The 17,389-nt window shown below is 60.8% G+C and carries 17 protein-coding genes and 1 pseudogene; 10 read left to right on the plus strand and 8 right to left on the minus strand.

Annotated features, from left to right (window positions below; genetic code table 11):
• Positions 1–57: 57 nt before the first annotated feature.
• Positions 58–1,245 (plus strand): MFS transporter, encoded by a 1,188-nt coding sequence (locus tag Q7C20_RS01590; protein WP_375064749.1) that lies wholly within the window; start codon positions 58–60, stop codon positions 1,243–1,245.
• On the opposite strand, the gene Q7C20_RS01595 is transcribed toward Q7C20_RS01590, so the two are convergent.
• Positions 1,238–2,011, minus strand: a complete 774-nt coding sequence (locus tag Q7C20_RS01595) for a helix-turn-helix domain-containing protein (protein WP_375064751.1) — start codon at positions 2,009–2,011, stop codon at positions 1,238–1,240. The two genes, Q7C20_RS01590 and Q7C20_RS01595, sit on opposite strands and share 8 nt — an antisense overlap.
• 145 nt (positions 2,012–2,156) lie before the next feature.
• Here Q7C20_RS01595 and Q7C20_RS01600 point away from each other — a divergent pair, with 145 nt between their 5' ends.
• The 3 genes and pseudogenes from Q7C20_RS01600 to Q7C20_RS01610 all read left to right on the plus strand — a co-directional run bounded on the left by Q7C20_RS01600 (position 2,157) and on the right by Q7C20_RS01610 (position 5,535).
• Positions 2,157–3,368: an MFS transporter gene (locus Q7C20_RS01600; protein ID WP_348057671.1), complete on the plus strand. Its 1,212-nt coding sequence runs from the start codon at positions 2,157–2,159 to the stop codon at positions 3,366–3,368.
• A gap of 54 nt (positions 3,369–3,422) precedes the next feature.
• Positions 3,423–3,770 (plus strand): annotated as a pseudogene (locus Q7C20_RS01605) (transcriptional regulator); the annotation flags it as partial.
• A 55-nt stretch (positions 3,771–3,825) separates the two neighbouring features.
• Positions 3,826–5,535: an amidase gene (locus Q7C20_RS01610; protein WP_375064851.1), complete on the plus strand. Its 1,710-nt coding sequence runs from the start codon at positions 3,826–3,828 to the stop codon at positions 5,533–5,535.
• A 249-nt stretch (positions 5,536–5,784) separates the two neighbouring features.
• On the opposite strand, the gene Q7C20_RS01615 is transcribed toward Q7C20_RS01610, so the two are convergent.
• On the minus strand, positions 5,785–6,528 hold the full coding sequence (locus Q7C20_RS01615; protein WP_375064753.1) for a CPBP family intramembrane glutamic endopeptidase: 744 nt from the start codon (positions 6,526–6,528) through the stop codon (positions 5,785–5,787).
• 105 nt (positions 6,529–6,633) lie between these two features.
• Positions 6,634–6,852: a DUF6434 domain-containing protein gene (locus tag Q7C20_RS01620; protein ID WP_375064755.1), complete on the minus strand. Its 219-nt coding sequence runs from the start codon at positions 6,850–6,852 to the stop codon at positions 6,634–6,636.
• Positions 6,853–7,110: 258 nt separating this feature from the next.
• Between Q7C20_RS01620 and Q7C20_RS01625 the strand changes: the two genes are divergently transcribed.
• Entirely contained in the window at positions 7,111–7,542 is a 432-nt protein-coding gene (locus Q7C20_RS01625; RefSeq protein ID WP_348057665.1) for a nuclear transport factor 2 family protein, read from the plus strand.
• An 11-nt stretch (positions 7,543–7,553) separates the two neighbouring features.
• On the opposite strand, the gene Q7C20_RS01630 is transcribed toward Q7C20_RS01625, so the two are convergent.
• The gene (locus Q7C20_RS01630) at positions 7,554–8,879 is read right to left on the minus strand and encodes a PLP-dependent aminotransferase family protein (protein WP_375064757.1); all 1,326 of its coding nucleotides are present in this window, start codon (positions 8,877–8,879) and stop codon (positions 7,554–7,556) included.
• Between the two features lie 90 nt (positions 8,880–8,969).
• On the opposite strand from Q7C20_RS01630, the gene Q7C20_RS01635 reads away from it, so the two are divergent.
• On the plus strand, positions 8,970–9,860 hold the full coding sequence (locus Q7C20_RS01635) for a DMT family transporter (RefSeq protein WP_375064759.1): 891 nt from the start codon (positions 8,970–8,972) through the stop codon (positions 9,858–9,860).
• Here Q7C20_RS01635 and Q7C20_RS01640 read toward each other — a convergent pair.
• Positions 9,857–10,411 (minus strand): YceI family protein, encoded by a 555-nt coding sequence (locus tag Q7C20_RS01640; protein WP_375064761.1) that lies wholly within the window; start codon positions 10,409–10,411, stop codon positions 9,857–9,859. The genes Q7C20_RS01635 and Q7C20_RS01640 overlap by 4 nt on opposite strands.
• A 121-nt stretch (positions 10,412–10,532) precedes the next feature.
• On the opposite strand from Q7C20_RS01640, the gene Q7C20_RS01645 reads away from it, so the two are divergent.
• Both Q7C20_RS01645 and yghX read left to right on the plus strand, forming a co-directional pair.
• A complete protein-coding gene (locus Q7C20_RS01645; protein ID WP_348057657.1) occupies positions 10,533–11,027 on the plus strand; it encodes a PaaI family thioesterase in 495 nt (164 codons plus the stop codon).
• A gap of 44 nt (positions 11,028–11,071) precedes the next feature.
• Positions 11,072–11,959 carry a YghX family hydrolase gene (yghX, locus tag Q7C20_RS01650; protein ID WP_375064764.1) on the plus strand — a complete coding sequence of 296 codons (888 nt, stop codon included), beginning with the start codon at positions 11,072–11,074 and terminating at the stop codon, positions 11,957–11,959.
• A gap of 318 nt (positions 11,960–12,277) precedes the next feature.
• Here the strand turns inward: yghX and Q7C20_RS01655 are convergent, their stop codons facing one another.
• Positions 12,278–13,462, minus strand: a complete 1,185-nt coding sequence (locus Q7C20_RS01655; protein WP_375064766.1) for a DUF2252 domain-containing protein — start codon at positions 13,460–13,462, stop codon at positions 12,278–12,280.
• Between the two features lie 109 nt (positions 13,463–13,571).
• On the opposite strand from Q7C20_RS01655, the gene Q7C20_RS01660 reads away from it, so the two are divergent.
• Positions 13,572–14,102: a DUF1349 domain-containing protein gene (locus tag Q7C20_RS01660; RefSeq protein WP_375064768.1), complete on the plus strand. Its 531-nt coding sequence runs from the start codon at positions 13,572–13,574 to the stop codon at positions 14,100–14,102.
• A 54-nt stretch (positions 14,103–14,156) separates the two neighbouring features.
• On the opposite strand, the gene Q7C20_RS01665 is transcribed toward Q7C20_RS01660, so the two are convergent.
• The gene (locus Q7C20_RS01665) at positions 14,157–15,035 is read right to left on the minus strand and encodes a LysR family transcriptional regulator (protein ID WP_348057649.1); all 879 of its coding nucleotides are present in this window, start codon (positions 15,033–15,035) and stop codon (positions 14,157–14,159) included.
• Positions 15,036–15,167: 132 nt separating this feature from the next.
• On the opposite strand from Q7C20_RS01665, the gene ampC reads away from it, so the two are divergent.
• A complete protein-coding gene (gene ampC, locus Q7C20_RS01670; protein ID WP_375064770.1) occupies positions 15,168–16,310 on the plus strand; it encodes a class C beta-lactamase in 1,143 nt (380 codons plus the stop codon).
• Between the two features lie 19 nt (positions 16,311–16,329).
• Here ampC and Q7C20_RS01675 read toward each other — a convergent pair whose 3' ends face one another.
• The gene (locus tag Q7C20_RS01675; RefSeq protein WP_348057645.1) at positions 16,330–17,304 is read right to left on the minus strand and encodes a polyprenyl synthetase family protein; all 975 of its coding nucleotides are present in this window, start codon (positions 17,302–17,304) and stop codon (positions 16,330–16,332) included.
• Between the last annotated feature and the right edge of the window lie 85 nt (positions 17,305–17,389).

Consider the following 17,389-nt stretch of genomic DNA (forward strand, 5'->3'; position numbering starts at 1 on the left):
GTCTCGGCCTGGGGCCTGCGTGGGGCCCCGGATTTGGCGCAACACAGGATTAAACACATGCCCACTCATCCTCCCAAGCAGAACTGGGGCGCCGTGCTTGCCATGTCGCTGGCAGCGTTTGCACTGGTCGCCTCCGAATTCATGCCCGTGAGTTTGCTGACCCCGCTGGCGGCCGACTTGCATATTTCCGAAGGCCAGGCGGGCCAGGGCATTTCGGTGTCGGGGCTGTTTGCGTTGCTGACCAGCCTGGTGATTGCACGCATCGCCGCGCGTATGGAGCGCAGGCACCTGCTGGTCGGGCTCACGCTGCTGATGATCGTATCTGGAACAGTGGTGGCGCTGGCGCCGAACTACCTGATCTTCATGCTCGGCCGAGCCTTGATAGGCGTCGCCATCGGCGGCTTTTGGTCACTGTCGGCCGCCACTGCGATGCGCCTGGTGCCGCAAGCCCAAGTGCCCCGCGCGTTGGCCATCGTCAATGGCGGCAATGCATTGGCAACCGTGGTTGCTGCGCCGCTGGGCAGTTTCCTCGGCGGGCTGATTGGCTGGCGTGGGGCGTTTTTCTGCGTGGTGCCGGTGGCCGTGATCGCGCTGGTGTGGCTGCTGGTCAGCCTGCCCTCGATTAAACCGGGCAGCGGTGCAAACACCGGCGGCGTGTTCCGCTTGATGAAGCAGGCGCCAGTCGCCTTGGGCATGTTGGCAGTGAGCGTGTTTTTTATGGGCCAGTTCATGCTCTTCACCTACCTGCGGCCGTTTCTGGAAAACGTCACTCGAGTCAGCGTGACGGAGTTGTCGCTGATGCTGCTGGTACTGGGCGTGGCCGGCTTTACGGGGACATGCCTGATCGAGCGCTTCCTGCACAACCAGCTCTACCGAACCTTGATTGTTATTCCGCTGTTGATGGCGCTGATTGCCTTGGCGCTGGTCGCATTCGGCGACTCGCCGTGGATGACCACACTGTTGCTCGGCGCCTGGGGCCTGGTGGCCACCGCCGCGCCCGTGGGCTGGTGGACATGGCTGTCGAGGGTACTGCCCGACGACGCGGAGGCCGGCGGCGGGCTGATGGTCGCCACTATTCAGTTGGCAATTGCCTGCGGCGCTACAGTGGGTGGGTTGGTATTCGACCTGCGCGGCTTTCAGGCCACGTTCGAACTGAGTGCGGCGTGTTTGGGCATTGCCGGGCTATTGGCCTATAGCGCCTCGCGCCAGCCATCGCGAGCCTCGGCGTTTGTGCGCCCTACCTGAAAAACTGACTCGGTGTCTTGCCAAACTGTTTCTTGAACATGCTGGTAAAGGCACTCGGGCTTTCGTAGCCCAGTTCGATGGCTACATCGATGATCTTCTCCCCTACCGCTATGCGTTCCAGCGCCAACAGCAACCGTGCCTGTTGGCGCCATTGACCGAACGTCAATCCGGTTTCCTTGCGAAACAATCGCTGGATGGTTTTTTGGTCCAACGCCAGTCGATCACTCCAATCGGCCACCGTCGAAGCATCACCCGGGTCCGCTTGCCAGGCCAGGCAGATGGTATTGATGCGCACGTCGGCTGGCTGGGGAAGCGACAGCGGCAGCGCCGGCAGGATCGCCAGTTCATCCAGGATCAGGTGCATGATCCGCGCATCGCGGGAATCCTCGGCATACGGTGGTTTCAGGCTGACGGAGGCCTTGATCAGCTCACTGAGCAGCGGCGAGACGCTGACCGCCTTGGTCTCGGTCGGCAGGTTCGGGAAGCTGCCGGGGCGCACAAACACGCTGCGCATCTTCAACGTGCCCACGCACCGCAACGAATGGACTTGCCCGCTCGGCATCCAGAACCCGCGATTGGGTGGCACCGTCCACTGGTTCTGCGCCGAGTGCACTACCATCACGCCCTCGATGGCATACAGCAATTGGTGCTTCTCGTGGCTGTGGTCCGGGATCACCCAGTTCTCCGGGTAATCGGTGGCGGAACTGATGACGGCCCAGTCGCCTTCATCGATCTCGCGCAAAAATGCATCCAGTGATTTAACCATTTCGCCCTTTTTGCGCTAGTTGTATCCCGAATTTCGCGAGACAGGCATTTTCACTGAATTTAGCATAACCGTCGAAATATTTTGAAATGGGCAGACGGCTTAAGTACCGTCTGTCTTTGTTCGCTGCCTTGTATGGAATGCCTGCATGTCGACCCTGACCGCGTCACCCGCCGCTGCAACCACTACGCCCCAGATAAGCCCGTTGGTCATGCGCGTCCTGGGCGCCTGCGCCCTGGCGCACATGATCAATGACCTGATCCAGGCCGTGCTGCCCTCGATTTACCCGATGCTCAAGGCCAACTACGGCCTGAGCTTCACCCAAGTGGGGCTGATCACCCTGACCTTCCAACTGACCGCCTCCCTGCTGCAGCCGTGGATCGGCTACCACACCGACCGCTATCCCAAGCCGTGGCTGTTACCGGCGGGCATGATCAGCACCTTGATCGGCATTTTGATGCTGGCGTTTGTCGGCAGCTTCCCGATGATTCTGCTCGCGGCAGCGCTGGTCGGTGTTGGCTCCTCGACCTTCCACCCGGAAACCTCACGGGTCGCGCGTTTGGCCTCCGGCGGGCGGTATGGCCTGGCGCAATCGACCTTCCAGGTCGGCGGCAACACCGGCAGCGCCTTCGGCCCGTTGCTGGCGGCGGCGATCATCATTCCCTACGGCCAAAGCCACATTGCCTGGTTCGGGCTGTTCGCCGTGTTCGCCATTCTGGTGCTGTATGGCCTGAGCCGCTGGTACCGCAACCACCTCAACCTGTTCAAGCTCAAGAGCGGCGGCAAAGCCACTCACGGCCTGTCAAAAGGCCGCGTGACCTTCGCCCTGGTGGTGTTGGCCATGCTGGTGTTCTCCAAGTATTTCTACATGACCAGCCTGACCAGCTACTTCACCTTTTACCTGATTGAAAAATTCCAGCTGTCGGTCGCCAGCTCGCAGATGTACCTGTTCCTGTTTCTCGGCGCCGTCGCAGTGGGCACCTTCGCCGGCGGCCCGATCGGCGACAAGATCGGCCGCAAGAAAGTCATCTGGTTCTCGATCCTCGGCGCCGCGCCGTTCACCCTTGCCCTGCCCTACGTCGACCTGTTCTGGACCGCTGTCCTCAGCGTGATCATCGGCTTTGTTCTGGCCTCGGCGTTCTCGGCCATCGTGGTGTTCGCCCAGGAACTGGTGCCGGGCAATGTGGGCATGATTGCAGGTGTGTTCTTCGGCTTGATGTTCGGCTTCAGCGGGATTGGTGCGGCGTTGCTGGGCTTGCTTGCTGACAGCCACGGCATCGAGTATGTCTACAAGATATGTTCGTTCCTGCCGCTGGTGGGCATTTTGACGGTGCTGTTACCGTCGACAAAGGGCGTGTAAGCGCGCCTCGCGTCTTACCTAGGTTGAAGCCTCAATCGGTCGAAACGGTAGGAGCAAGCGGGCGGCCTCGGCGATCACCTGATCAACGCCGGAGAAATCCGCACCCTCGCCTGGCAACGAGCAACCCGCGAAGCGCTGGGCAACCCGGCGTTGGCCACGTTGCTGGCGAGCTTGCCGTTGCCGACCAACAGCGAACCGCCCACACACCCGCCGCCACTGGTACTCACACGCGTGCGTTCAACCCGGGGCGAGCTGAACTTTCTGTCCACCTTCACCACCTTCGGCATGCCTCAGGACATCACGCTCAGCTCTCTGCGCATCGAACATCTGATTCCCGCAGACGAGGCCACGTGGCAAATCATGCGCGCCGCTTATGCGGACCATGCCGCGCTGGTTTTGTGAAATATCTGTACGTAGACTGCCGCCATACCTCCCACGTGAAGGCGGCGAAAAAAACCTGATGCAAGTTACCGAAGTCTCCATTGCGCAATTGCGCGCTGCGCTTGAAAGTGGCCAGACCACGGCCGTTGAACTGGTCCAGGCGTACCTCGCGCGGATCGATGCCTACGATGGCCCGCAGACCGCCACCGCGCTGAACGCCGTGGTGGTGCGCAACCCCGAAGCCCTCAAGGAAGCCGAGGCGTCCGATGCGCGCCGCGCCAAGGGCGAAACTCTGGGGCCACTGGATGGCATTCCCTACACTGCCAAAGACAGCTACCTGGTGAAGGGCCTGACCGCTGCATCCGGCAGCCCGGCCTTCGCCAAGCTCATCGCCCATCGCGACGCCTTCACCATCGAGCGCCTGCGCGCCGGCGGCGCCATCTGCCTGGGCAAGACCAATATGCCGCCGATGGCCAACGGCGGAATGCAGCGCGGTGTGTATGGCCGTGCAGAAAGCCCCTACAACGCAGACTTCCTGACGGCACCGTTCGCCTCGGGCTCGTCCAATGGCGCTGGCACTGCAACGGCGGCAAGCTTCGCCGCGTTCGGCCTGGCCGAAGAAACCTGGTCCAGCGGGCGCGGCCCGGCGTCCAACAATGGCTTGTGTGCCTACACGCCGTCGCGTGGAGTGATCTCGGTGCGCGGCAACTGGCCGTTGACGCCGACCATGGATGTGGTCGTGCCGTTCGCGCGCACCATGGCCGACCTGCTGGAAGTGCTCGACGTGGTGGTCGCTGAAGACCCCGACACCCGTGGCGACCTGTGGCGCCTGCAACCCTGGGTGCCGATCCCGAGCGTCGCCTCGGTGCGCCCGGCGTCGTATGCTGAGCTGGCCGTCAACAGCGAAGCCCTCGCCGGCAAACGCTTCGGCGTACCGCGCATGTACATCAATGCTGACCCGGATGCGGGCACCAGCGAAAAGCCCGGCATTGGCGGCCCGACCGGGCAAAAGATCCACACCCGCGCCACGGTGATCGACCTGTGGCAAGCCGCACGCCAGGCACTTGAAGCCGCCGGTGCTGAAGTCATCGAGGTGGATTTCCCGCTGGTCTCCAACTGCGAAGGCGACCGCCCCGGCGCGCCGACGGTGTTCACCCGTGGTTTGGTCTCCAAAGCGTTTCTGCACGATGAATTGTGGGAACTGTCGGCTTGGGCGTTCGATGATTTCCTGCGCGCCAACGATGACCCCACGCTGAACCGCCTGGCGGATGTGGATGGGCCGAACATCTTCCCCCACGACCCCGGCACCCTGCCCAACCGCGAAGACGACCTGGCCGCCGGCATGGACGAATACGTGCGCATGGCCGAGCGTGGCATTACGCCGTGGAACGAGATCACCACCCTGCCCGACGGCCTGCGCGGCCTTGAACACACCCGCCGCCTGGACCTGGAAGACTGGATGGACACGCTGGGGCTGGATGCCGTGCTGTTTCCAACCGTGGCCGATGTGGGCCCGGCGGATGCGGATGTCAACGAAGCCTCGGCTGATATCGCCTGGAGCAACGGCGTCTGGGTCGCCAACGGCAACCTCGCCATACGCCACCTCGGCGTGCCGACAGTCACTGTACCGATGGGCGTGATGGCCGATATCGGCATGCCAGTGGGGCTGACATTTGCCGGGCGTGCTTATGACGATTCGGCGCTGCTTAGATTTGCATCAGCATTCGAAGCCACCGGCAACAAACGCCAGATTCCTCCACGCACACCGCCGCTGTCAGCGGGCTAAGTAAATAGGGGGAAAAATGTAGGAAGCTGGCTTGGGATAGTGGTGGATCAGTGGGCCAATTTGTGGGTGACAGACCGCATTCGCGAGCAAGCCCGCTCCCACATTTTGCCCGCGTTCAGTTTTCCGTCCCTGACTTGAAATGCAATCAAATGTGGGAGCGGGCTTGCTCGCGAATGCGGTGGATCAGCCGGCATAGTTGCCACTGGCAGATCGCCCTCCTGAGCAACCCCCTCCCACATTCACCTGTATTTAAAATCTGGTGATGAGGGGCACGGCAATCAGCAATATGGCCGTGCCGTGGGCAAGCATTGCCGCCAGCACGCCGTAGCGCATGCGCACCAGTGCACACGCCAACCCTTCAACCAGGGTAAACAGCAGCACCGGCCAGCCCAGTTGCGTCACGCTCAGTGCCAGGAACGTGTGGCACGCCGCAAACGCCACCCCGCTGATCAACGCCGCCCGCAAGGGGGTAATTTGCTGCTCCAGGTAACCCTGCAAAAACCCGCGAAACAACACCTCTTCCAGCGCATTGGCGCCATAGGCCAACACCACCATGCCCGGCAGCCAGACCCAGTAACCATGAATCGCCGACCCCTCGATGCCCTGGTAAACCCGCAATGGCACACCGATCAAACACCCCACCGCCAGCCCCACGAGTATGCCAACGGCCGGGTTGCCGACCGTCCAGCGCATCAGCCGCCACAGCTCCGGCGCGAGCCGTGAGAGCAGCATGATCAGCACCACTGAAAGCCCGCCCAGCATCGCCAATACAAAGGCGTTGGCGCTGAACGCAACCTGCACCTCGCGACTGAGCGCCCACATACCCAGCGGCGTCATCACGTCGCGCATCAACACAAAGGCCGCCAGCAAAATCATAATGCGCAGCGCCGTCATCGACCTGGGCGTGAGTGCAAACCACAGGCCAAACAGCAACAGGCCCGGCGCCAACGTGACGCCGTAGTCGGTCAACTCCGCCATACCTTGGGTAATCATGGGCCACTCAGCCGTGGGAGACGGCGATCATGTTGCCGCCAATCTTCAATTCGTCCAATTGGTAGCCGATGCGCTGCTGCACAGCCTGGTATTTTTCATCGCGGGTCATGGTGTTGGTTCCGAATGTCGACGTTGCCACTCATCCACGACATCACCCAGGGTCTTCGGCACGCCGTTGCGAATCCAGGCCATAAAAGGCCGGTCGAACTTAAACCGGGGACCGCAGTGTTCAAGCATGAAACGGCGCACGTTTTGGGTGTTTTTGTAGTGGGGAGTCACCGGGGTGGCGCGCGTAATGGCTTCGCTGTGCCAATCAAATTCCATTTTGTCCCTCCGACGGTTTGTTATTTTGGCGATAGCATAGCGATGAGCCAGGGGAGCAGGAAGTCACGAAGAGGCCCGGCAGTAAAAAATAGATGTGTTGAGACGTCGTACAAGAAAAATCGCCGCTTAAAACACCTTAAAAGCTTACCTTTTCAAGATATGTCGAAATTTTACTTTCCTTCCCCAATGGAAGTATTGCATGGTTGTACGACGACTCAAGCGGTCGTCTACGCCCCTAACAAGAATAAGGAAACACCCATGCAAAACGTCAAAGTGCTGATCGGTTTTCTGTGCCTGTTCACCGGCTACGTCGCCGCTGCGCCGGCCCCCGCCGAGAAAGAGGTGGCCCAGGCGGTCGACCAACTGACCCAAGCCATGCTGCACCTGGACCTCAAGCAGCTGCATGCGCTGACGTCGGAGAAACTCACCTACGGTCACTCCAGCGGCAAAGTGCAGAACAAAGCGCAATTTATCGCTGACCTTGAAACACACACCAGCGCTTTTAAAACTCTCGAAATGCAAAACCAGACCATCACCCTGGACGGCGACACCGCCCTGGTGCGTAACCACTTTCACGCGCTGGCGGTGAACAGTGGCGTCGATACGCCTACCGACATCGACAACTTTCAGGTGTGGCAGAAGCAAAAAGGCAAGTGGATCCTGATCGGCCGTCAGGCTTACAAATACTGATTAAGCCCGACTCACCAAGCCACCACCCCGCGCACCTTCACCAGCGCCTCGCGCAAGGCCGGCATCTCGACCGAGCCTAGCGCCAGGCGCAACGCATGGGGCACGTACGCCGAGACCGCAAAGGGCTCGGCGGTGGACACCGAAATGTTCTGCCGCTGCAACGCCATCGCAATCTGATCCGCCCGAGCGTCTTCCGCCAAGGGCAGCCACAGAAAGTACGACGATGGATGACTGATGTAATCCACCCCGTTCAATACCTGTGCCGCCAGCGCTTGTCGCGCCTGGGCATCCGCGCGTTTTTGCGCCTCCAGCTGTGCGACAGTGCCGTCCTCGATCCAGGCCACGGCGATGGCACTCATCACGCCGGGCACGTTCCAGGTGGTGGCCATGATCGTGCGTTCCAACCGTTTCACCCACGCCGCCGGCGCCGCTATAAACCCGACCCGCAAGCCCGTGGCAACGCTTTTGGACAGCCCACCGACGTACACCGTGCATTCCGGCGCCAGGGTGGCGAGCGGCGGTGGCGCATCGGCGGCGAGAAACGCGTAGGCCGCGTCTTCAATAATCATCAGGTTGTGCTGGCGGGCGATTGAAACCAACGCCTCACGTTGCGGCAGGCTCATCACCCAGCCGAGCGGGTTGTGCAAGGTGGGAATGCTGTACACCGCGCGCACCGGGCGCTTGCGGCACAGGCTGCGCAGAAACTCCAGGTCGGGGCCGCCGGGCGTGACCGGGATGGCGACGATTTCCAGGTGCAGGGTTTCAGCCAGCACCTTGAAACCTGAATACGTCAGGGCATCCACGGCGATCACATCGCCGGGTTTGAGCAGCGCCATCATCGTCACCGCCAAACCGTGTTGGGCGCCACTGACCACCAGCACCTGTTCGCCGTCCACCGTCAGCCCGCGACTCAACAAGTGCCGCGCCACGGCCGCACGCTCGTGCAAGCGGCCGGCATGAGGCTGGTAACGCAGCAGGGCTTCCAGGTCGCCGGACAGCGCCAATTGGCGCAACGCTGTGCGCAGCAAGTCAGCCTGGCCGGGCAGCGAGGGGTAATTGAAATTGAGGTCGAGCATGCCCGTCGCCAAGCGCATCTGCCCACTGCCCTGCCCCGGCGGCAACGAGATTTCACGCACGAACGTGCCACGGCCGGTTTCGCCACTGACCAGGCCCATGGCCTCAAGCTCGGTGTACACGCGGCTGGCAGTCACCAGCGCCAGGCCGTGGTCGGCGGCCAATTGGCGGTGCGTCGGCAGGCGCGTACCGGGCGGCATCTGCCCCGAGCGGATAGCTTGGGCAAACGAGTCGACCAGGGTTTTGTAACGGGCGCGGGGCATGGGCGATGTATCCATGACAATTTTTTGATTGTCTTAATCTTCAACCTTAGGATGCCGGGCACGCAACTTCTCTTTTTCAGGCCGCTGCCCATGGATCGCACGTCACGGATCAACACGCTGGACGCCAGCACTCAAGGCTGGATCAACGGCTTCATCGGCGTGGTGATTTTCAGCGGCTCATTACCGGCCACGCGCCTGGCGGTGATGGAGTTCGACCCGGTGTTTCTCACCATGATCCGCGCCGCCATCGCTGCGGTGTTGGGGCTGTGCCTGCTGGGGCTGTTCAAGCAAAAACGCCCCGCGCGTGATCAATGGGCATCGCTGGTGATCGTCGCGCTTGGCGTAGTGATTGGTTTCCCCCTGCTCACCGCCCTCGCGCTGCAATACGTCACCTCGGCGCATTCCATCGTGTTTGTCGGCCTGCTACCGCTGGCCACGGCGCTGTTTGGCGTGCTGCGTGGCGGTGAGCGGCCGCGCCCGGTGTTCTGGCTGTTTTCCGTGCTGGGCAGTGGGCTGGTGATGGCGTATGCGTTCGCCCAGGGCCTGAGCGCCGCGCCCGCCGAGGATTTACTAATGCTGCTGGCGATTCTGGTGTGCGGCCTGGGCTACGCCGAAGGTGCCAGGCTGTCGCGCAGCCTGGGCGGATGGCAGGTGATTTGCTGGGCGCTGGTGGTGTCGTTGCCGGTGGTGGCGCCCTTGAGCGTGTTGCGGGCGCCGTCGAGTTTCACCGGCATCAGCCTGCCCGCCTGGCTGAGCCTGGGTTACGTGGCGCTGTTCAGCATGTTGATCGGCTTTGTATTTTGGTACCGCGGCCTGGCTCAGGGCGGTATTGCCGCTGTTGGCCAACTGCAGTTGCTGCAACCGTTCTTCGGCCTGGCGCTGGCGGCGGGCTTGCTGCACGAACAGGTGAGCCCCGGCATGCTGCTGGTGACAGTCGCGGTGATCGGCTGCGTGGCCGGCGCGAAGCGGTTCGCCCGCTAGCGTTGTGGCGCGACCATCTTGAATTTGATGTTGATGTCATTCGACACCACGCTGTTGCCGGCCCATTCCCCCTCGCCGATCTTGAAGTCGCCGCGCTTTAGGATCAGCTCACCGTCGAACACACCGATGCCGCCTTGCTCCTTGAGCACGACGTCTACGTCCACCGGGCGCGTGGTGCCTTTGATGGTCAGGTTGCCGCTGATCCTGAAGTGGTTATCGCCCAGTGGCGTGACGCCCGTGGACTCATACACGCCCACCGGGTAAGTCGCGGTATCAAACCAGGAGGCGCGCTGCAGTTCGTCGTTGGCGTCGGGGCTGCCGGCATCGATGCTCGCCAGCTGGATCTTCAGCAACGCATGCCCCACCTCGGGCTTTTGCGTGTCAAAGGTCAACGTGCCTTCGAACTCGCTGAACGTGCCATACACGCGCTGCCCCAATTGCTTGTAGGTAAAGCTGATCTGGCTGGCGGTGCGGTTGACGTCGCGGTATTCCACCGCATGGGCGCTGGTGCAAAAACCGAGAAGGATGGCCAGGTAAACGAAAGGCTTCATGCAACGCTCCATAACGGGCAGGACACAGGTACTGAGCTAACACCTCATACCGGGGGTTTATTCACATTTGGCGCGTGTCCTGCTACACAGAGTAGTCGCCCCGGAACAAAAAGGACTGCGTATGCACACTGCTTCGCTACAGGACATTGCCGCGCCGCAAGGCGTCTGCTACGGCTGCGGAAGCAGCAACCCGCACGGCCTGCACATCAAGAGCCATTGGGATGAAGACCGCATTCACCTGATCGCCGAGCACCAGCCGCAACCCCAGTACAGCGGCTGGCCCGACCTGGTTTACGGCGGCTTGATCGCCATGTTGGTCGACTGCCATTCGAACTGGACCGCCATGGCCTATCACTATCAAGCCGAAAACCGCGAGCCCGGCAGCCTGCCGCGCATCGACTGCGTCACCGGCAACCTCGGCATCAAATTCATCAAGCCGACGCCCATGGGTGTTCCACTGACCTTGCGCGCGCGGGTCGAAGGCGACGTGGGGCGCAAAACCCGCGTGGTCTGTGAGGTGTACGCGGGCGACGTACTGACCGCAATCGGCGATTCGGTGTTCGTGCGCGTCGACACCCGGCACTTGTCGGACGCCGCCCATGGCCGCGAGGGCTGAACCTGGTCTACATTGACTGCCACCGCTAATCGAGGATTGCACCGATGACTCGTCTCACCGCGAAAGACTTTGCTCCCGAACTGCTGGAACTCTACGACGGCTACGCCCACGGCAAGATCAACCGCCGCGAATTCCTCGACCGCGCCGCGCTGTTCACCTTTGGCGGCCTCACCGCCTCGGCGCTGCTCGCGTCACTGAGCCCCAACTACGCGCTGGCTGAACAGGTCAAATTCACCGACCCGGACATCGTCGCCGACTACATCACCTACCCCTCGCCCAAAGGCAACGGCACCGTGCGCGCCTACCTCGTGCGCCCGGCCAAGGCCCCCGGCAAATTACCCGCCGTGGTGGTGGTGCATGAAAACCGTGGCCTGAACCCCTACATCGAAGACGTCGCCCGACGCCTGGCCAAAGCCGGCTTTATCGCCTTGGCGCCCGACGGTTTAACCTCCGTGGGCGGCTACCCCGGCAACGATGAGAAAGGCGTGGAGCTGCAACAGAAAGTCGATCCTGAAAAACTCATGAACGACTTCTTCGCCGCCATCGAATGGCTGATGCACCACGACAGCAGCACCGGCAAAGTCGGGATCACCGGCTTCTGCTACGGCGGCGGCGTGACCAATGCGGCGGCAGTGGCGTACCCGGAATTGGGCGCGGCAGTGTCGTTTTATGGCCGGCAACCGGACGCCAAGGACGTGCCGCGCATCAAGGCGCCGATCATGCTGCATTACGGCGAGCTGGACACGCGGATCAACGAAGGTTGGCCGCCATATGAAAAGGCGCTGAAAGCGGCGTGTACGACGTATGAGGCTTATATCTACAAAGGCGCCAACCACGGCTTCCACAACGACTCGACGCCACGGTATGACGAAGCGGCAGCCAATCTGGCTTGGGACCGAACGTTGGGCTGGTTCCGCAAATATCTGGCCTAAAGGTAATCCAACTGTGGGAGCTGGCCCTTTCAAGGTCTTTAGGAGCCGGCTATATCTGGCTGATAACGGCCCGTTAAGGGCGAACACTGTCCCTGTGGCGAGCGGGCTTGCCCCGCGTTGGGTTGCGAAGCGACCCTGAAAGGGATGAATGCGGTGAGTCAGATACTCCTCGGCCGCTGGTTTTGGGGCCGCTTCGCAACCCAACGCGGGACAAGCCCGCTCGCCACAGAGAGATTCGCCAGCCTCTAGAAGTTGTGTAGATACCTATGGCCGTCGCAGGCAAGCCAGCTCCCACATTAATCTTCAGTGCCTTGCAGGTCAGTGTTCCAGCGCATACCGCCGGCAATGATTGAGGTAGCCCTGCTCATGGCTGCCCACCAATTGCACCACGCTGGTCCATAGCCACGACGGCGCATCCAGTTGCCGGGAGCGGTTTTCCTGCAGCACGGCCATCCAGTCCTTGCGGGCCGCGCGGTCCATTTGCCGGGCATGGGCGATGCCGACGACGCGGGCGAGGTAGCCGGCGGCGTGCATGGCGTCAATTTCGCTCAACTCATCCAGCTCAAGTTTCATGTCCTGGGGCAGTAATTCTCGGATGAAAAAACCATGATCCAGAAACCGTGTGGCCAGCATGCGCTCGCCCAGGCCCGGTGACAGTTGGCGTGCGCCCTCCACTACCCGACGGCTGTTGTCCCGAGGCATCTTTGCCCGTGCGGTGCGGGGTGCGGCGGCGCCGACGGCTTCCTTGATGTCGATCAGGCAGTATTCCTGATCGTCCTTGTCACCCACGCCGAGCAGGGCCGCGTAGCGCAACAGGCCAAGTGAACTGCAGCCCTTGACCCAATACGCCGAGTCGAGCAGTTCGACCCTGGCGTCTTTGGGGCGGCCCTTGAGTGAGGTGACCAATTGATGGAGTTCATCAGACGCGCAGAGGGTTTTGAGCGCGGCCTTTTCGGCGCGGGACATCGACCAGAAATGCTTGCCCAAGGGAATCGTCGGGCGCGCGTTATCAATTCGTTCCTGCGCCAGGCTTTTCCATGTGCGCTCCACCGCGCTGCGCATGCTCGCCTTGACCTGGGACGGGCGCGGCGGCGCTTCGTCGGGCTTATCCTTGAAGGCTTGTTCGTAGCCCACCATCATTTCTTCGAGCATGCGCGCCGTGGTCACGCCGGGTAAATCCGAGCCTCGCGCGGCGGTGGCCAGGGACAGCGCCAGGCGCACCAGGTCGTGGGCCGGGTTGCCGATTACGGTTTGATCGAGGTCGCGGATATGCATGTCGATGCGGCCCTTGGTGTCACCCGTCGGGCCGAGGTTGCCGGCGTGGCAATCACCGCAGATCCAGATCGCCGGCCCATGGGGCAAACGGCGGCCGGACTGGCTGTGCAGCCATTCGTAGAATTGCACAGTGCTGCCACGTACATAGGCGTGGGCGGAACGCGCCATCTTCAGGTTTCGCAATTGCGTGAGGTGGGGAATGCGGTCAGAGGGGCGCGGGGTCTTCATGGATGAACTCAGTACTGGAGAAACGGTAGAGCATTGGCGTCAGGCAAATGTTTCATTATGTTTCAAAAATAAGCAGCAAAAATCCTCTTAATCACAAGGAGCTCTCTCCATGTTTGAACAGGCCACCTGGCTTAATCCGCCTCAGCAATGGACCCGCAGTGATGATCGACTCACGGTCACCACCGACGCCCACACCGACTTCTGGCGCGAAACCCACTACGGTTTCACCCGCGACAACGGCCATTTTTTTTGTGTGCAGACCGCGGGCGACTTTACGGCGCAAATGAAAATCGAGGCCAGCTTCGAGCAGTTGTACGACCAGGCCGGGTTGATGGTGCGAGTGGATGAAGCGCACTGGGTAAAGATCGGCGCGGAACTGTCCGACGGTACAACGCTGTTGAGCAGCGTGCTGACCGACGAGGTTTCAGACTGGGCCACTGGCACATTCCCCGGCGACCCGCAGGCGTTCTGGATTCGGGCGACGGTGACTAAAGGCGTGTTGCGCGTGCAGGTTTCAGTGGACGGCGTGCACTGGCCGCTTGTGCGTCTGGCGCCCTTCAAGGTCGCGGCGTCCTATCAGGTCGGGCCTTATTGCTGCACGCCGGAACGCGGCGGCCTGGAGGTAAGCTTTTCCGAATAGCACGTGAGTGCGCCGAATGGCAAGGCCCTGCACGACCTGTCCTGACCGAGCGGGTCAGGGTTGCGTGGATGCGGCTTGCAACCACCCCTTGAACGCCGTCATCGCCGAGGTTTCTGCCCGCGACTGCAAACGTGTCAGCCAATAGCTGCCGGTGGTAATACCGACGTCGAACGGCTGGCGAATCCCGTCACTTTCCAGCTGGCGCGAGAACATCATCGCTGGCGCCAAGGCCACGCCGATGCCTTGCAGTGCGGCTTCCATCATCGCCAGCGACGAGTCGAACATAACGCTGCGCGGTACAGGAGTGTCGGCGGGCAAGCCGGCAGCCTGAAACCACTGCGTCCATTCATCGGCGCGGTAGGAGCGCAGCAAGGTGTGTTTCAGCAAGTCGGCCGGTGTGTGCAGTTGTTCGGCAATCGCAGGTACGCACAGTACCGTCAACGGCGCTTCCAGCAGTACGCAGGCGTCGGTGCCATGCCAGGCGCCGGCACCGAAACGAATCGCGTAGTCGAGGCCTTCCGCGGCCACGTCTACCCGGTTGTTGTGGGTGGACAGGCGCAAGTCGATAAACGGATACCGCGCCTGAAAGTCCGGCAAGCGCGGCAGCAACCAGCCCACGGCAAACGTGCCTACCGCGCCCACCGTCAGCACTTCGCGATAATGCCCGCCCTCGAACTGGCTGAGGGTTTGGGCGATGCGATCAAACGACTCACGCACCACCGGCAGCAACGTCTCCCCTTCGCTGGTGAGCATCAGGCCGCGTGGCAAGCGTTTGAACAGCGTGACATTGAGTTGCGCCTCCAGGCTTTTCACCTGATGGCTGACCGCCGCCTGGGTCACGCACAATTCGATAGCCGCCCGCGTAAAGCTTAAATGGCGGGCCGACGCCTCAAAGGCGCGCAAGGCATTGAGGGGCAAATGGGAACGTAGCATGCTGAGCCCTTAATTTTTCTAATGGCAGGTGCGAGATATGATCGTTTGCCGCACGCACAAAAGCCACTTAGATTTGCCACGCCTGCGCAGGCCTTGATCGTCAGTACATTCTTTACAGGGAAGCGAATCACCATGAAACACAACCTACAAAAAATGCTGATGTCGGCGTTATTGCTTGCGTCCGGCAGCTGCATGGCAGCCACTGACTTGCGCACGCTGGTAGACGGCCGCATTGAACCGCTGATGAAGCAGCAAGCCATCCCCGGCCTGTCAGTTGCCGTGGTGCACAAAGGCCAGGTGCAATACTTTAATTACGGCGTCGCCGCCACCGACACCCAGCAGCCGGTGACCGAAGACACCTTGTTTGAAATCGGCTCGGTGAGCAAAACCTTCACCGCCACACTCGGCGGTTATGCCCAGGCCACCGGAAAACTCAAGCTGTCGGACACCGCCGTCGAACACCTGGCCAGCTTGAAGGGCAGCACCATTGGCAACATAAGTCTGTTGCAGTTGGCGACCTATACCGCCGGTGGCCTGCCCTTGCAGTTTCCCGATGCCGCCGACAACGCCGCGTCCATGCTCGGTTACTTCCAGCAGTGGAAACCCACATTTGCCCCCGGCACGCAGCGCCTGTATTCCAACCCGAGCATTGGCCTGTTCGGCTACCTGGCCGCACACAGCCTGGGCCAGCCGTTCAACGTTGCCATGGAGCAGACCCTGTTGCCGAAACTGGGGCTGAAGAACACTTACGTCAGCGTGCCTGCCGACAAATCAGCCCAGTACGCCCAAGGCTACGACAAGGCGCGAAAGCCCGTACGCGTCAGCCCCGGCGCACTGGACAGCGAAGCCTACGGCATAAAGACCAGCACCCAGGACATGGCCCGCTATGTGATCGCGAACATGCACCCGGACACCCTGGAAAAACCGCTGCAACAAGCCATCGCCGCCACCCACACCGGTTATTACACCGTCAATGGCATGACCCAGGGCCTGGCGTGGGAGTCCTACCCGTATCCGGTCACGCTGCAAGCGTTGCTGGAGGGCAATTCGACCGAAATGGCCATGCAGCCGCACACGGTCAATTGGCTGACACCGGCCAAGGCGCAAACGGCTGACGTGCTGTTTAACAAAACCGGCTCTACCGGCGGGTTTGGCGCCTACGTGGCGTATGTGCCGAGCAAGGACATTGGCGTGGTGATCCTGGCGAACAAGAACTACCCGAATGCGGAGCGGGTCAAGGTGGCTCACGCGATTTTGAGCGCGCTGGACCAGTAAAGCCTTAATTCCCGTGACCTCAGGTTGTCCGCTGTAGCGGACGACCGCCGGCCAGGAGCTGCTGATAGTAGTTATCCGCTGGGCCATGCTCAAATCGAATTTCTTTCAACACCGACTTTAAAGGACATAGGTCATGTTCTGGATGAACACGCATAAGGGTTTCAAGGCGATGTTCAATCGCTAAGTAGGTAGTGTCTATTAACGCCAAGGCGGCATCAAATACGCCGGTGCGGCCATAGGCTTTGATTATTTGGTTCTTCTGGGCGTTGGTTTTTTTGCCTTTACTCAATGCGTCATTGGCAAGAATCATTAAAATTGACTTGGGTCCGCCTTCAAGATCGGGTGCGAATCCTTTTTTTTCGTAATGCGGAATATGATTGACATCTGAATAGTCATTCACATAACGGTAATAGACAGCCAGTTCGAGCAGTAATACGTTGAGTTCCTGGTAGGTGGCTTCATCTATCGGCGTCAGACACTGACACGCATCCAGCAGAAAAACAAACAGGCACCCAGTATTGGCTTGAGCAATTAATTCATATTCCTCCCTGGTCGGCAGAACATCGCCATTGCTGAACTGTAAATCGAGGTGCTGCCCCACGTGTAAGCGCTCAAGACTGGTGAGCGCGGCCTGTAGAACGCCTACATTGAATGACTTCGCAAGGAGTTGCAGGCCGGCAAGGTAGCCACACATGCCGGAATTCAGCGCAACTTCAACACCGAATTTGGCCCACACAGAAGGAAGCCCACGGCGAACAAGATCGCCATCCAGCACATCGTCATGGATTAGCGTGGAGGTGTTGATAAGTTCAATGGCTTCGCAAAGAACAGCTGTCTGATGGGGTGCAAGTTTATAGACAGCTGACAGTGCCACGGCAATAGCAGTGCGCACTTTCTTGCCACCCACATGCGCCTGGTACTCAAACGCCTCGCGCCAGTGGGTTTTAGCTACTTCATAGTCAGATTTTTCGGTCAGCACGTCGGCAGTGATCATCGTTGCGGCCTCTAGTTGTGAGCGAGGCGCAAGGTAAGCGCAGTGTTACCTGCCTGGCCGCACCTGGATTTTCTAGACGTAAAAG

Origin of the sequence: Pseudomonas sp. AMR01 (assembly GCF_041946035.1) — a bacterium.
Lineage (GTDB): Bacteria > Pseudomonadota > Gammaproteobacteria > Pseudomonadales > Pseudomonadaceae > Aquipseudomonas > Aquipseudomonas antarctica_B.